Source organism: Micrococcus lylae NBRC 15355, from assembly GCF_001570885.1.
GTDB classification, from domain to species: domain Bacteria; phylum Actinomycetota; class Actinomycetes; order Actinomycetales; family Micrococcaceae; genus Micrococcus; species Micrococcus lylae.
Window position 1 is genome coordinate 18193 of record NZ_BCSN01000019.1, and the last position, 14694, is coordinate 32886.

At 69.9% G+C, this 14694-nt stretch carries 12 protein-coding genes; all 12 read left to right on the forward strand.

Features of this window, described 5'->3' with window-relative positions; genetic code table 11:
* Nucleotides 1-91: 91 nt before the first annotated feature.
* The 12 genes from MLY01S_RS05640 to MLY01S_RS05695 all read left to right on the forward strand — a co-directional run bounded on the left by MLY01S_RS05640 (nt 92) and on the right by MLY01S_RS05695 (nt 14640).
* Nucleotides 92-1819 (forward strand): ABC transporter ATP-binding protein/permease, encoded by a 1728-nt coding sequence (locus MLY01S_RS05640; RefSeq protein ID WP_067190132.1) that lies wholly within the window; start codon nt 92-94, stop codon nt 1817-1819.
* Nucleotides 1816-3606: an amino acid ABC transporter ATP-binding/permease protein gene (locus MLY01S_RS05645; protein WP_067190134.1), complete on the forward strand. Its 1791-nt coding sequence runs from the start codon at nt 1816-1818 to the stop codon at nt 3604-3606. The genes MLY01S_RS05640 and MLY01S_RS05645 overlap by 4 nt, the downstream gene beginning before the upstream one ends.
* 169 nt (nt 3607-3775) lie before the next feature.
* On the forward strand, nt 3776-4945 hold the full coding sequence (locus MLY01S_RS05650; protein ID WP_067190136.1) for a hypothetical protein: 1170 nt from the start codon (nt 3776-3778) through the stop codon (nt 4943-4945).
* 570 nt (nt 4946-5515) lie between these two features.
* Nucleotides 5516-5761 (forward strand): glutaredoxin-like protein NrdH, encoded by a 246-nt coding sequence (gene nrdH, locus MLY01S_RS05655; protein WP_067190167.1) that lies wholly within the window; start codon nt 5516-5518, stop codon nt 5759-5761.
* Nucleotides 5762-5778: 17 nt separating this feature from the next.
* Complete coding sequence (gene nrdI / locus MLY01S_RS05660) at nt 5779-6243, forward strand: class Ib ribonucleoside-diphosphate reductase assembly flavoprotein NrdI (RefSeq protein ID WP_067190169.1); 465 nt, start codon at nt 5779-5781, stop codon at nt 6241-6243.
* Complete coding sequence (gene nrdE / locus MLY01S_RS05665; protein WP_067190138.1) at nt 6243-8411, forward strand: class 1b ribonucleoside-diphosphate reductase subunit alpha; 2169 nt, start codon at nt 6243-6245, stop codon at nt 8409-8411. The genes nrdI and nrdE overlap by 1 nt, the downstream gene beginning before the upstream one ends.
* A 298-nt stretch (nt 8412-8709) precedes the next feature.
* The gene (gene nrdF / locus MLY01S_RS05670; RefSeq protein WP_067190140.1) at nt 8710-9678 is read left to right on the forward strand and encodes a class 1b ribonucleoside-diphosphate reductase subunit beta; all 969 of its coding nucleotides are present in this window, start codon (nt 8710-8712) and stop codon (nt 9676-9678) included.
* Nucleotides 9679-10273: 595 nt separating this feature from the next.
* The gene (locus tag MLY01S_RS05675) at nt 10274-11182 is read left to right on the forward strand and encodes a MetQ/NlpA family ABC transporter substrate-binding protein (protein ID WP_067190142.1); all 909 of its coding nucleotides are present in this window, start codon (nt 10274-10276) and stop codon (nt 11180-11182) included.
* A 5-nt stretch (nt 11183-11187) separates the two neighbouring features.
* On the forward strand, nt 11188-12276 hold the full coding sequence (locus tag MLY01S_RS05680; protein ID WP_082739764.1) for a methionine ABC transporter ATP-binding protein: 1089 nt from the start codon (nt 11188-11190) through the stop codon (nt 12274-12276).
* Entirely contained in the window at nt 12273-12950 is a 678-nt protein-coding gene (locus MLY01S_RS05685; protein WP_087133464.1) for a methionine ABC transporter permease, read from the forward strand. Before MLY01S_RS05680 ends, MLY01S_RS05685 begins: the two co-directional genes overlap by 4 nt.
* 86 nt (nt 12951-13036) lie before the next feature.
* Nucleotides 13037-13900 carry a thioesterase family protein gene (locus MLY01S_RS05690; protein WP_067190144.1) on the forward strand — a complete coding sequence of 288 codons (864 nt, stop codon included), beginning with the start codon at nt 13037-13039 and terminating at the stop codon, nt 13898-13900.
* Entirely contained in the window at nt 13897-14640 is a 744-nt protein-coding gene (locus tag MLY01S_RS05695; RefSeq protein ID WP_067190146.1) for a lipoate--protein ligase family protein, read from the forward strand. Before MLY01S_RS05690 ends, MLY01S_RS05695 begins: the two co-directional genes overlap by 4 nt.
* Nucleotides 14641-14694 lie beyond the last annotated feature (54 nt).

Genomic DNA, 14694 nt, shown 5'->3' on the forward strand with positions numbered 1-14694 from the left:
GCCGCGGGCCCGTGCCGACCCGGCACGGGTCCGCGGCGTCTCTGCTGAGGCCGGCGCGGACCGGGTGTGCGGCCGACCTACGATGGACCCCATGCCCGCTCACCCGCTCTTCGCCCCCGGTGCGCCGGCCGTCCGTGTCCAGGTCGCCTGCGAGGCGCTGCGCACGGTGGCGGTCGGCGCCGTGATGCTCTGCGTGGGCCGGCTGCTCGCCGACGCCCTCGACCGTTCCGCGCAGGTGTCCGTCCCCGTGGTGGCCGCCGCCGTGGCGGCAGCGCTCGTGGCGGCGGCAACAGAGGCCGGCTCGCATGCCGTCCAGGGGCGCAGCATCGCCGCCGAGTCCCGCCGCCTGCGCGGGGCGCTGCTGCGCCGTGCCTTCGCCCTCGGCCCGGCGCGCTTCACCGGTGCGCAGACCGGCCGGCTCGTGGCGATGATGACCGACTCCGTGGAGCGCGTGACCGAGTATCGCCAGGGCTACGTCGGCCGCCTGGTGGGCGCGGTGCTGGCGCCGCTGCTGACCATCCTGCTGGCAGCGGTCTTCGTGGACTGGCTCTCCGCCCTGGTGCTGCTCCTGCTGGTCCCGGTGATCCCCCTGGCGATCATGGGGTTCCGCCGCCTCGTGGCGGGCGTGTCCGCCGCGTCCCGCGAGATGCGCATGCGGCTGGCCGGCCAGTTCCTGGAGGCGATCCAGGGCCTGCCGACGCTCGTGGGCCTGCGTGCGGCCGGCCGTGTGGGCGACCGCCTTCAGGCCGCCGGCGAGCAGAACCGACGGGCCACCATGTCCCTGCTGGCGCGGAACCAGCTCATCCTGTTCGTCACCGAGTCCGTGTTCTCCCTGTTCATGGTCTCCGCCGCCGTGCTGCTCGCCTGGGTCAGGCACGACGACGGCGCCGTCACTGTGGCAGGGGCCCTCGCCCTGGTGCTCCTGTCGACTCAGCTGACCGCGCCGATGAAGCAGATCGGCGGGTTCTTCTACATCGGCATGGCCGGTCGGGCCGGGCAACGGATGATGACCGCCTTCGTGGACCGCGGCGTGGTGCCTGCCGGGCACGCTCACCCCGGTGGCAGACCGGATGCCAGACGGCCCGGCACCCCGGCCGAGACGGCTCCTGCCGCGTCGTCCCCGGCCGAGCCTGCGCCGATGCGAGGCGATCCTGCGCAGGAGGGGGCCGTCGTCGTGCAGGGCGTGGACTTCTGCTACGAGCCGGACAGGCCGGTGCTCACGGACGTGGACCTGACCGTGGCCGAACGGGAGACCACGGCGCTGCTGGGCACCTCGGGCTCGGGCAAGTCCACGCTGCTGGGCCTGCTCGCCGGGGACCTGCTGCCGGCCTCGGGCACAGTGCACGTGAACGGCGTCCCGCTGACCGCGGCGACCCAGGACGAGGTGCGTGCGGCCTCCGCCGTGGTGCAGCAGCACACGTGGCTGTTCCGGGCGTCGTTGGCGCAGAACCTGCGCATCGCCGCACCGGGGGCCACGGACGAACAGCTCTGGGACGCCCTCGAGCAGGTGGACCTGGCGCGCTGGGCGCGCACGCTGCCGCAGGGACTGGACACACCCGTGGGCGAGCGCGGATTGGGCGTCTCCGGCGGTCAGGGCCAGCGGATCGCCCTGGCCCGCGCGTTCCTGGCCGGCCGACCCCTGGTGATCCTCGACGAGCCGACGAGCCAGGTCGACCTGGAGTCCGAGGCTGTGATCGAGCAGGCGATCGAGCGGTTGGGGGAGCGGGCCACCGTGGTGCTCGCGACGCACCGCCCCGCCCTGGTGACGGGCCGTGCCGTGCGCGTGCGCAGCGGACGGGTGGAGCAGGAGCGGCGATGACGACGACGGCGCAGTCGCGGACGGCCCCGCTGGTAGAGGTGGGCCGCTGGCTGATCCGCGCCACGGCCCCGGTGCTGTGGCCGCTGGCCGGCTCGGTGCTGTTCCGGCACGTCTACTTCGCCGCGGCGGCGGCGCTGTTGGGCGTGGGCGCCGGGGCGATCGCGTCCCTGGCGGTCGACGGGCCGACGCCGGCATGGCTGCCCGGGACGGTGTGGACGCTGATCGGCGTGCTGGCCGGGCTGACCCTGGTGAAGGCCGTGGCCGGCTACCTCGAGCACTTCCTGGGCCACTGGGTGGCGTTCAAGGCGCTCGAGCTGCTGCGCGTGCGCCTGTACCGCGCGCTGGTGCCCCTGGCGCACCAGGCCGCGCGGAACGCCTCCTCGGGTGACCTGCTGACGCGGGCGACCAAGGACGTCGACCGGATCGAGGTGTTCTTCGCGCACACCCTGGCACCGGCGGTGACCGCGGTGACGATGCCCGCGCTGGTCCTGGCCGTGATGGGACCGCAGGTCGGCGGGCCGGCGGCGCTGGCGGCGGGGGTCGGGCTGGGCCTGTCCGTGGTCGTGGTCCCGGCGCTGGGCGTGCGGGCGAGCCAGCGCGGAGCCGACGCGGCCAACGCGCGGCGTGGCGAGATCGCTCAGCACGTCACCGACTCGGTGCAGGGCATGTCCGAGGTGACCGGCTACGGCCATGTGGATCGTCGGCTGGAGGAGACGGCGTCGCTGGACGAGGCGCTGCAGGCCGACGGTGCCGTCCGCGGCCGGTGGGCCGTGGCACGGGAGGGGGCCGCCCAGGCGGTGTCCCTGGCCACGCTGCCGGCCGTGGTGGCGGCCGGTGCGTCGTCCGGGGCGGATCTGGTGCCGCTGGCCGCCTTCACCGCGATGGTGTGGGCGCTGTTCGACGCGACCGCCGGCGTGCGTGGGTTTGCCGGGACGCTGGACGCTTCGATGGCCGCGGCGCGCCGTGTGCACCAGATCGCCGTGACGGCCCCCGACGTGGCGGATCCGCCGACGCCGGTGCCGGTGCCCGCGGGGTCTCTGGGGGTGCGGGTAGAGGACGTGGACTACGCGTATCCGTCCGAGGCCGAGGCGCGTGCGACGGCCCTGGCGGGCATCACGCTCGAGGTCCCGGCCGGCAGTCACACGGCGCTGATGGGCGCCTCGGGCTCCGGCAAGTCCTCGATCCTGCGCCTGCTTGCCCGGCACGACGACGCCACGGCCGGCACGGTCGCGCTGACCGGAGCCGAGGGGGCCGTGGTTCCGGTGTCCGCCGTGGCGTTGGAGGACCTGAGGACGGCCACGCACTACGTGACCCAGCAGACCACGCTGTTCCGCGGCAGCATCGCCGAGAACCTCCGGCTGTCTGCGCCCCGGGCCGGCGATGATCGGCTGTGGGAGGCGCTCGAGGCGGCACAGCTGGCCGAGGCCGTGCGGGAGCGCGGGGGACTGGACACCGAGGTCGGGGAGCAGGGCCGGCGGCTGTCCGGCGGGCAGCGTCAGCGGCTCGGCGTGGCCCGGGCCGTGCTGGCCCGCCCGCGGGTGCTCCTGCTGGACGAGTACACCTCCCACCTGGACCCCGAGACCGCCGCGGCGGTGCGCGCCGGCCTGCGCGCGGCGCTGCCGGAGGCGACGATCGTGGAGGCCACGCACACCTCGGCCGGGCTGGACGCCGCGGACCAGGTGGTGGTGTTGGACGCCGGCCGGATCGTGGCCTGTGGGCGGCCCGAGGACCTGAAGCGCGGCGGACCGCTGGCGAGGCTCATCGCGCGGGAGACGGACCGGGCGTGACCGTTCTGTGTCGTAGGTGACAGGGTTGTTGCGATGTCGGTGTTCCCCTGGCATCTGCTCACCGGATTCCTAGGCTGAGAGGCGGAGGGGACATGTGACATGGGGCACGTTCCTTTCGGCCGCGCCAGACCGGCCGCGGTCACTCGGACATCCATGGGAGTGAAGCACCATGACCCGCGCGACGACCATCGGCCCCCGCACCGCCCTCGGCATGGGGGCGCTGGCCCTGACCGCAGCAATGCTGGCACCGGGAGCCGGTGCCGAGACCGCCGGCACCCAGGGCGGCAACCCGGAACCCGGCCCGGTGGGTGGGATCGGAGACCCCGCCGTCTGGGGCTGCTTCGTGGGCTCCACCACGGGCAAGGGCGTCGGCGAGCCCGACTCCACCGGGCGACTGCGCAGCGCCCACCAGATCGTGTTCGCACTGCAGCGCGGTCCCGGTCAGGAGGGCGCCGTCACCGCGGACCAGGTGACGTTCACCGCGGTGCCCCGCGGCGCCGACACCGAGCCGGTGGAGGTCCCGTTCAGCTTCGAGGGCCCGGTCGGCACCGTGTGGACCAGTGACCTCGGCGACGCGCTCGGGCTCGAGGAGGGCACAGACACCAGCCACGTCGGCGAGGTGGACGTCACCGTCACGGTCGACGGCACCGCCGAGGTGGTGGCGACCCTGGACATGGCGAAGGGCGGCACGCCCGTGGACCACCGGTGCGAGAACACCAACACCGAGTCCGGGCCGCTCTGGATCGACGTCCACTGGACCGCGGTCCCCATGAACATGAACGACCGCGGCTTCCTCGACGGCGGCGGCTGGGCCTTCACCAGCGACGTCCGCGAGTGGATGCCGTTCCGCTGGCAGAGCGACGACGCCACCGCCACCGGGACGCACTATGTGCCCGCCGACGAAGTCGAATGGACCGAGCACACGCCGAGCGTGTTCCCGCTGCACGGGTTCGAATCCGGCAGACACTACGGGACCAACGTCAGCACCCTGTCCGGAGAGTCGGACCTGAGCTGGATCGAGGCCGAGGGCGTCGGCCCGGACGGCAAGACCTACAGGAGGCTCAGCCTGATCGACCCGATGACCCAGAAGACCTACGACGCGACGCTGGACGGCGCCGTCCCGGTGGCCGGCATGAGCGCCGAGGACAAGAAGGACATGACGCCGCAGCTTCTCCTGAGGGACACGCAGCTCGAGGACCCGAACGAGCCGGCGGACGACGGTCACACCGTCCCGGACAAGGTGGAGACCGGTGGCTCCGCTGCCGGCGGCCTCGCGCTGGCAGGTCTGGGCGGGGCGACCGGCCTGGTGGCGCTGCGCCGTAGGTTCGGCATGGCCTGAGGGCCACGCCGTCACGAATCCGGCGGGAGAGGCGATTCCCCTCGCCGCCCGTCGAAGGCAGAGGGCCGTCGTCGTGAGCTGATGGGAGCCACGGTGGCGGCCCTCGGCCGTCCCTGTCCGGCCCCGCCGACGATCGGGAGGGGCAGAGCATGGTCAGTCCTCGGCCGAGGGCGGCGGGTCGACAGGCGCCGCGGGGGAGTCCTTGTCCTGTCCGGGCCTACATCTAGTGTCCGGACCATGCAGACACGCCGACGTTTTGAGTGGTGGACATCGCTGAAAGGCGTGTGCAGATGTGCACTGTGCCCGTCCACCGGCTGTGGACAGCGTGGGGTCGAAGCGGCCCGATCCGCGTGTTCGCGCGGATCGTGGTCGGCCGGGAGTGTGGATGGGGTGTGGAGAGAGTGTGAACGATGAATGACATCCGTGTAAGCACTACATCTAGGGATGGTCGCGCCCGCCGATCACCACATGTAGTATCGATGGGAACGAAAGCACGAATCCCCGGATTCCGCTCCGGGACCGATGTGAGCCCCAGTCGGGGCCCGTCGGATGAGAAGCAAAGGGATGCAGATGACCGTCACCGTCTACACCAAGCCGGCCTGCGTGCAGTGCAACGCCACCTACCGTGCGCTGGACAAGAAGGGCATCGCCTACAAGACCGTCGACATGTCCCAGGACCCGGAGGCCCTGGAGCAGGTTCGGGCCCTCGGCTTCATGCAGGCACCGGTCGTCATGACCGAGTCCGACTCCTGGTCCGGCTTCCGCCCGGACAAGATCGAGGAGCTGGCCCAGGCCGCCGCCACCTCAGTCGCTTGAGTGGCAACGCGGTGCAGATGACCCGAGGCGCGGACCTCCACCACATCCGATCTGCCGCAGCGCAGGGACTCGTCCCCACGGACGCCCGGCTCATCTACTTCTCCTCGGCGTCCGGGTACACGCACCGCTTCGTCCAGAAGCTCGCCCTGCCCGAGGGTCAGACGGCGCGGCTGCCCCTGATCACGAAGGAGCCGACGCTGGAGGCCACCGCCCCGTTCGTCCTGCTCACCCCCACCTACGGCGGGGGAGACGGGAAGGGGGCGGTCCCCAAGCAGGTGATCAAGTTCCTCAACGTCGAGGGGAACCGGAGGTTGCTGCAGGGCGTGATCGCCAGCGGCAACACCAACTTCAACGAGGGGTACTGCCTCGCGGGATACATCATCGCCCGCAAGTGTCAGGTGCCCCTGATGTACAAGTTCGAACTCATGGGCACGTCGGACGACGTGACCCGCGTCCGCGAAGGATTGGAAGGGATCTTCTGATGACCGTCACCGAGCAGGACCTCATCCAGCAGGCCAAGCACCTGCCGCCGGAGTGGCAGGGTCTGGGCTACCACGAGCTCAACGCCATGCTGAACCTGTATGGCCCCGACGGCAAGATCCAGTTCGAGGCCGACCACGCCGCCGCGCGGCAGTACTTCCTGCAGCACGTCAACAACAACACGGTCTTCTTCCACGACCTCGAGGAGAAGCTGACCTACCTGCAGGAGAACGACTACTACGAGTCCGAGACCTTCGAGCAGTACCCGTTCGAGTTCGTCAAGGGCCTGTTCGACCGTGCCTACAAGGCGAAGTTCCGCTTCCCGACCTTCCTCGGCGCCTTCAAGTTCTACACCTCCTATGCGCTGAAGACCTTCGACGGCAAGCGCTATCTCGAGCGCTACGAGGACCGGGTCTCCGTGGTGGCCCTCCACCTCGCCCAGGGCGACCAGGCCATGGCCGAGCACCTTGTGGACGAGATGGTCGCCGGCCGCTTCCAGCCCGCCACCCCGACCTTCCTCAACGCAGGCAAGAAGCAGCGCGGCGAACTCGTCTCCTGCTTCCTGCTGCGCATCGAGGACAACATGGAGTCCATCGCCCGCGGCATCAACTCCGCCCTGCAGCTGTCCAAGCGCGGCGGCGGCGTGGCCCTGTCGCTCACCAACATCCGTGAGCACGGTGCCCCCATCAAGCAGATCGAGAACCAGTCCTCCGGCGTCATCCCCGTGATGAAGCTGCTCGAGGACTCCTTCTCCTACGCGAACCAGCTCGGCGCCCGCCAGGGAGCCGGCGCCGTGTACCTGCACGCGCACCACCCGGACATCCATCGCTTCCTGGACACGAAGCGTGAGAACGCGGACGAGAAGATCCGCATCAAGACCCTGTCCCTCGGCGTGGTCATCCCGGACATCACCTTCGAGCTGGCCAAGCGCAACGAGGACATGTACCTCTTCTCCCCGTACGACGTGGAGCGTGTCTACGGCAAGCCGTTCTCCGAGATCTCCGTCACGGAGAAGTACCACGAGATGGTGGACGACGCCCGGATCAAGAAGACCAAGATCAACGCGCGCGAGTTCTTCCAGACCCTCGCGGAGATCCAGTTCGAGTCCGGCTACCCGTACATCGTCTTCGAGGACACCGTGAACCGCGCGAACCCGATCGCCGGCCGCATCACCATGTCCAACCTCTGCTCCGAGATCCTGCAGGTCTCCTCCGCCTCGCAGTACAACGAGGACCTGACCTACGCCGAGGTCGGTGAGGACATCTCCTGCAACCTCGGCTCCATGAACATCGCGAAGACCATGGACTCGCCGGACTTCGGCCTGTCCATCGAGACGGCGATCCGCGCGCTGACCGCCGTGTCCACCATGTCCGACATCCAGTCGGTCCCCTCGGTGGCCAAGGGCAACGAACGCTCCCACGCCATCGGCCTGGGGCAGATGAACCTTCACGGCTACCTCGCCCGCGAGCGGGTGCACTACGGCTCCGAGGAGGGCATCGACTTCACGAACATGTACTTCTACGCGGTGCTGTTCCACGCGCTGCGGGCCTCGAACAAGATCGCCATCGAGCGCGGTCAGAGGTTCGGCGGGTTCGAGGACTCGACGTACGCCTCCGGCGAGTTCTTCGACAAGTACACCGAGCAGGAGTGGAAGCCCGCCACCGAGCGAGTCGCAGCCCTGTTCGCGGACGCGGACATCCACCTGCCGACCCGCGAGGACTGGCTCGAGCTCAAGGCCTCCGTCATGGAGCACGGCATCTTCAACCGCAACCTGCAGGCCGTCCCGCCGACCGGCTCGATCTCCTACATCAACAACTCGACCTCCTCGATCCACCCGGTGGCCTCGAAGATCGAGATCCGCAAGGAGGGCAAGCTCGGCCGCGTCTACTACCCGGCCCCGTACCTGACCAACGAGAACCTCGAGTACTACGAGGACGCGTACGAGATCGGCTACGAGAAGATCATCGACACCTACGCCGCTGCCACCCAGCATGTGGACCAGGGGCTGTCCCTGACGCTGTTCTTCAAGGACACGGCCACCACCCGTGACCTGAACCGTGCGCAGATCTACGCCTGGAAGAAGGGCATCAAGACGATCTACTACATCCGCCTGCGCCAGCTCGCCCTGGAAGGCACCGAGGTCGAGGGCTGCGTGTCCTGCATGCTCTGAGCCGGCCACGCGCCGTCCGCCGCCGCACCGGAAGGCGGCGGGCGGCCGTCGTCGTGATGCACGGAAGGGGCCGGGCGAGAACCCGCCCGGCCCCTCCGTCACACCCCCTGGGGGACACCCCGGGGACACCCCGTTCCGCCCACGGCGAGGCACGCCCGACGTGTCCGGCCGTCGGCCTAGACTGACCACTCGAACAGCCGGGCTTCCGTGCGTGCCGATCACCCTGGAAGCCGCAAGAACACGCCGATTCTCCTGTGTGAGAAGCCGGCCCCACGTACCGCCGAAGGATGAGCACTCCGTGACTGACCAGCAGCACCACCTCGTCGAAGCGATCAATTGGAACCGCATCCAGGACGAGAAGGACGTCGAGGTGTGGAACCGCCTCGTGAACAACTTCTGGCTGCCGGAGAAGGTGCCGCTGTCCAACGACGCGCAGTCCTGGTCCAACCTGACCGACGACGAGCGCCTGCTCTCCATGCGGGTGTTCACCGGCCTGACCCTGCTGGACACCATCCAGGGCACCGTCGGCGCCGTGTCCCTCATCCCGGACGCCATCACCCCGCACGAGGAGGCCGTCTACACGAACATCGCGTTCATGGAGTCGGTGCACGCGAAGTCCTACTCCTCGATCTTCTCCACCCTCGCCTCCACCAAGGAGATCGACGAGGCCTTCCGCTGGTCCCGGGAGAACACGAACCTGCAGCGCAAGGCCGCGCTGATCGTGGAGCGCTACGACGGCGAGGACCCGTACAAGAAGAAGATCGCCTCCACCCTGCTGGAGTCCTTCCTCTTCTACTCCGGCTTCTACTGGCCGATGTACCTGTCCTCCCACGCGCGCCTGACCAACACCGCGGACCTGATCCGCCTGATCATCCGCGACGAGGCCGTGCACGGCTACTACATCGGCTACAAGTACCAGCGGAACCTCGAGACCCTGCCCGAGGAGAAGCGCGAGGAGCTCAAGGCCTTCACCTACGAGCTGCTCTTCGAGCTGTACGAGAACGAGGTCGAGTACACCCACGCCCTCTACGACTCCGTCGGGCTGGCCGAGGACGTCAAGAAGTTCCTGCACTACAACGCCAACAAGGCCCTGATGAACCTGGGCTACGAGGCGATGTTCCCGGCCGAGACCACCAACGTGAACCCGGCGATCCTCTCCGCCCTGTCCCCGAACTCGGACGAGAACCACGACTTCTTCTCCGGCTCCGGCTCCTCCTACGTGATCGGCAAGGCCGAGAACACCGAAGACGACGACTGGGACTTCTGAGCCCGCCCGCCTGACCTGCTCTGCACGCCCTCCCCGGCACCGAGCGGTCGACGACGGCCCGCATCCTCTGCGCGAGGGTGCGGGCCGCCGTCGTCTCCGACCGCCCTGCGGAAGGTCATGCGGCGTCATGCAGCCCGGTGCCAGGCGTGGAATCCCTCACATGCGCCCCCAGAAGCCGCCCGGAATGCCGTGCGCGGCGCGTGGACACGTTACGATCATGCCCAGCTTCAGGAGAAGCGGCTTACGGCCCCGCCGGCGAAGCGGGGCCACGTGGTCCCAGGACGAGCCGCTCACCAACCCCATGTTCACGGGTGGTATCGGACCGAGAAGCGGCCCACTTCCGCCGCGCGGAGGACCCCGACGACGGGGACGCGCGTGGTGGCTGGAGGCGGGCAAGAGCAGACCCTCGAAAGGAAGTACACCGGCGCGGCACGGGCGTCTCCGCCCTGTCCGCGCAGGCGCGGCCCCACCGGCGTCGGCACTCTCCGTCCCCGCCCCGGCCGGGCACGCCGTTCAGCACCGCACCCGACCCCGTCCCGGACGAGCCGAGGACGGGCAGGCGTCGTTTCCCCCCCTGTCCCAGAGGAGATCCCCCATGTCCCAGCACCCCGCACTGTCCCGCCGTTCGTTCGGCGCCCTCTCCCTCGCCGCCGTCGGCTCCCTGGCCCTCTCGGCCTGCAACTCGCAGGCGCAGGACGACTCCGCCAACGGCGGCAAGGGCAAGATCGTCATCGGCATCGTGGGCGAGAACGAGACCAACAAGCTGTTCGTGGAGCTTGCCAAGAAGGAGCTGGACCTCGACGTGGAGATCCGCAACTTCACGGAGTACACCCAGCCGAACCCGGCGCTGGAGAACGGTGACATCCAGATGAACTGGTTCCAGCACATCGCCTACCTGGCCGACTACAACGAGGCCTCGGGCAGCGACCTGGTGATGATCGGCTCCACCGAGATCATCCCCCTGCCGCTGTACTCGAAGAAGTACAAGGACGTGGAGGACTTCCAGAAGGGGGACACCGTCGCGATCCCGAACGACACCGTCAACCAGGGCCGTGCCATCGGCGTGCTCGTGCAGGCCGGCCTGGTCACGCTCAAGAACGACACGATCCGCCCGGAGCCGAAGGACATCGACGAGTCCGCCTCCACCGTGAAGGTGCAGCCGGTGGCCGCGCAGCAGACCGTGAACGCGCTGGAGTCCGTGCAGGGCGCGGTGATCAACAACGACTTCTCCGCAGACGCCGGGATCGACACGAACACCGCCCTGTTCCAGGACGACCCGTCCGCAGACGCCGCCAAGCCGTTCGTCAACGGGTTCGTGGTCCGCCAGGAGGACAAGGACGACGAGACGTACAAGAAGCTCGCCGAGCTCTACCACAACCAGCAGATCCTGGACTCGGATGCCGAGCTCTCCTCCGGCACCTCCGTGCCGGTGCAGCTGGAGCAGGACGAGATCGATCGGGTCACCGAGGACTACCAGGCCGCGATCGCCGAGCAGGGCTCCTGATGCCCATGGCAGCGCACACCCCTGACCGAAAGCAGCTCGCCCCCGGGCGCACCGCAGAGGGCGCCCCGGGGGAGCCCGTCATCGTCTTCGACCACGTCAGCCGCGTCTTCGGCGGGCGCAGCGGCGAGGTCACGGCGGTGGACGACGTCTCCCTGACCGTACACCGCGGCGAGGTCTTCGGCGTCATCGGCTTTTCCGGAGCCGGCAAGTCCACCCTGATCCGCATGATCAACGGACTGGAGAAGCCCACCTCCGGCACCGTCACGGTGCTCGGCGAGGAGGTCTCCGCGCTCTCTGAGGCGAAGCTGCGGCCGGTGCGTCGACGAATCGGCATGGTGTTCCAGCAGTTCAACCTCATGCACTCGCGGACCGTCGCCGGCAACGTGAACTACGCCCTGGCCACCGCCGGCTGGCCGAAGGCCAGGCGCCGGGAGCGTGTGGCCGAGCTGCTGGAGTTCGTCGGCCTGGCCGAGAAGGCCAAGCACTACCCGGAGCAGCTCTCCGGCGGGCAGAAGCAGCGCGTGGGCATCGCACGGGCGCTGGCCGCCGAGCCGGAGATCCTGCTCGCCGACGAGGCCACCTCCGCGCTGGACCCGTCCACGACCTCCGAGGTCCTGTCCGTGCTGCGGCGCGTCAACGAGGAGCTCGGTGTGACGATCGTGGCCATCACCCACGAGATGGAGGTCATCCGTTCCATCGCGGACCGGGTGGCCGTGATGGACGCGGGCCGCGTGGTGGAATCCGGTCGAGTGTTCGACCTGTTCTCCCGCACGAACCACTCCGCGGATGCCGCGTCCTTCGTCACCACGGCGCTCAAGGACCGGCCCAATGCGGAGGAGGTGGCCCGCATCCGCCGGCGCACCGACGGGCGGCTGGTCATGGTGTCCCTGCGGGACGCCGCCGCGGTGTCCGCGGTACTCGGCACGGCCGGTCAGCGGGGCGTCGGATTCGAGATCGTCCACGGCGGCGTGTCCGCCACCAAGGACTCCGCGTACGGGCTGCTCACCGTGTCACTGACCGGGGAGGAGACGGCGGTGGAGGACTTCCTCGCGGACCTGGGCCGCGCCGGAGACGTGCAGGAGGTGCAGCAGTGATCCAGGACTTCCTCAACCTCGACTGGGACTACTACGGCCCGGAGCTGTGGACCGCCATGGGGGACACCATTTACATGGTGATGTGGTCCTTCCTGCTCGGCGGCGCGATCGGCCTGGTCCTCGGATTCGTCCTCTACACCACGCGTCCCGGCGGCATCTTCGCGAACCGGGTGGTCAACCTGGCCATCAACGTCGTGGTGAACCTGATCCGGCCCATCCCGTTCGTCATCCTCATCGCGGCCCTGCAGCCGTTGACCATCGCGGTGGTCGGCAGCGGCATCGGCAACACCGCGGTGGTGTTCTGCATGATCTGGGCCTCCACGTTCGCCATCGCCCGCATCGTGGAGCAGAACCTCGTCTCCCTGGACCCCGGGGTGATCGAGGCGGCCCGGGCGATGGGCGCCTCACGGTGGCGGATCGTCACCACCGTGATGCTTCCCGAGGCGCTCGGCCCGCTGATCCTCGGATACACGTTCGTGATCATCTCGCTGGTGGACATGTCTGCACTGGCAGGCATCATCGGCGGCGGCGGCATCGGCAACTTCGCCATCGTGGAGGGCTACAACCGGTTCCGTCCTGCGGTCACCTGGACCGCGGTCATCGTCGTCGTCGTGTTCGTCCAGGCCCTGCAGCTGGTCGGCAACTGGGCGGCCCGCAAGGTCATGCGCCGCTGAGCGCCGGCTCGGCCCCGAGCCACGACGGCCGGTGACGTCCCTGCGGGGACGTCACCGGCCGTCGTCGTTCTGGCAGACTGAGGCCCATGACCGACAACGCGCCCACCCCCGAGTCCTCCGCCTGCGACCCGGCGGCCTTCTACGTCCGCCTCGGCGAGCCCACCGTGGATGCCGACGGCGTCCGCACCTCCCGCGTGCGCTCCACCGTGCACGCCCAGGGCGCGTGGCGGGAAGAGGAGATGCACATGGCCGCGGTCTCGGGCCTGCTGCTGCATGAGGTGAGCGCGCATGAGACCACGCCCGGGCTGCGGGTGGGACGGCTCTCCTACGACATTCTGGGCACACTCTGGGCCGGGGAGCTGGAGGTGACCACACGCACCCTGCGTCCGGGCCGCACCATCGAGCTGGTCGAATCCGTGCTCCAGGCCCGGGGTCGCACCGTGCTGACCCTGCGTGCCTGGCTGCTGTCCACCTCGGACACCTCCGCTGTCGCCCAGCTGCCGGACGAGTCCCTCCCGCCGCGCTCTGCAGCGCAGGAGCAGAACGCGCTCCAGGGGTGGGCCGGCGGGTACATCGCCTCCCTCGAGGGCGTCACCGTCCCCGGTCACGCGCCGGGCCACGGCCGGGTGTGGATCACCACGGACCGGGAGATGGTGGCGGGGGAGCCCACGAGCGATCTGGTGCGCCTGATCGGACTCACGGACACGGCCAACGGGATCGCCCCGGCCCTGCCGCCGAAGCCCGGCGGCTGGTTCTTCCCCAACGTGGACCTGCAGATCCATCTGTACCGCGAGCCCAGCGGCCACTGGCTCGGCCTCGCAGGCCAGGTCACCGTGGGCCCGGACGGCGTGGGCCTGACGAGCACCGTCCTCCATGACGACGACGGCCCCTTCGCCCACGTCGAACAGACCCTCACCCTGCGCTCCTGGCCGGCCGAGGGCGGCCTGTGAGCGCAGTCCGCCGGCTGCGCTGCGCGGTGCAGGAGCGGACCCTGGGGGCCGCCGAGGATCTCGACTGGGCCATGGGCGAGCTGTCCGTCTTCCGCACTGCCGCGGCGGAGGGGAAGGACCTGGACGATCTGATCCGTGTCTACGTGCCCGAGCCGACGGTCGCGTTCGGCCAGCGCGATGCGCGGCTGCCCGGCTTCGAGGCGGCGGCAGCGGCGGCCCGGGCCCACGGCTTCGCACCCCTGACCCGCCGGGCCGGCGGACGGGCGGCGGCCTACCACCACGGCTGTGTGGTGGTGGACCACCTGTGCCTGCAGGAGGACGCGGCCGTGACGCAGCGGGCACGCTTCTCCGCGTTCGCCGACCTGTTCGTGCGCGCCTTCGCCCGCATGGACGTGCCGGCCTCGGTGGGAGAGATCCCCGGGGAGTACTGCCCCGGCGAGTTCTCCGTGCAGGGCCCGGCCCCCGAGCACCCGGTGAAGCTGGCCGGCTCCGCCCAGCGTGTGGTCAAGGGCGCCTGGCTGTTCTCCACCCACGTGGTGGTCGCGGACGCCGCGCCGCTGCGTGCGGTGCTCACGGACGTCTACCGGGAGCTCGGCATGCCGATGGACCCGCGCACCGTGGGCGGGGCCGAGGACGTGCACCCCGGCGCGAGCGTGGAGCAGTTCGTGGCGGCGCTGCGCGCCGAGTACGCGGACTGGGCGGCCGAGCGCGGCATGTCCCAGGGTGACCTGGCGGTCTGACCCGGCTGCGGGCACGTCCGGACGGCCGGCGGCGGCAGGGCCCGGGGCCGGTCG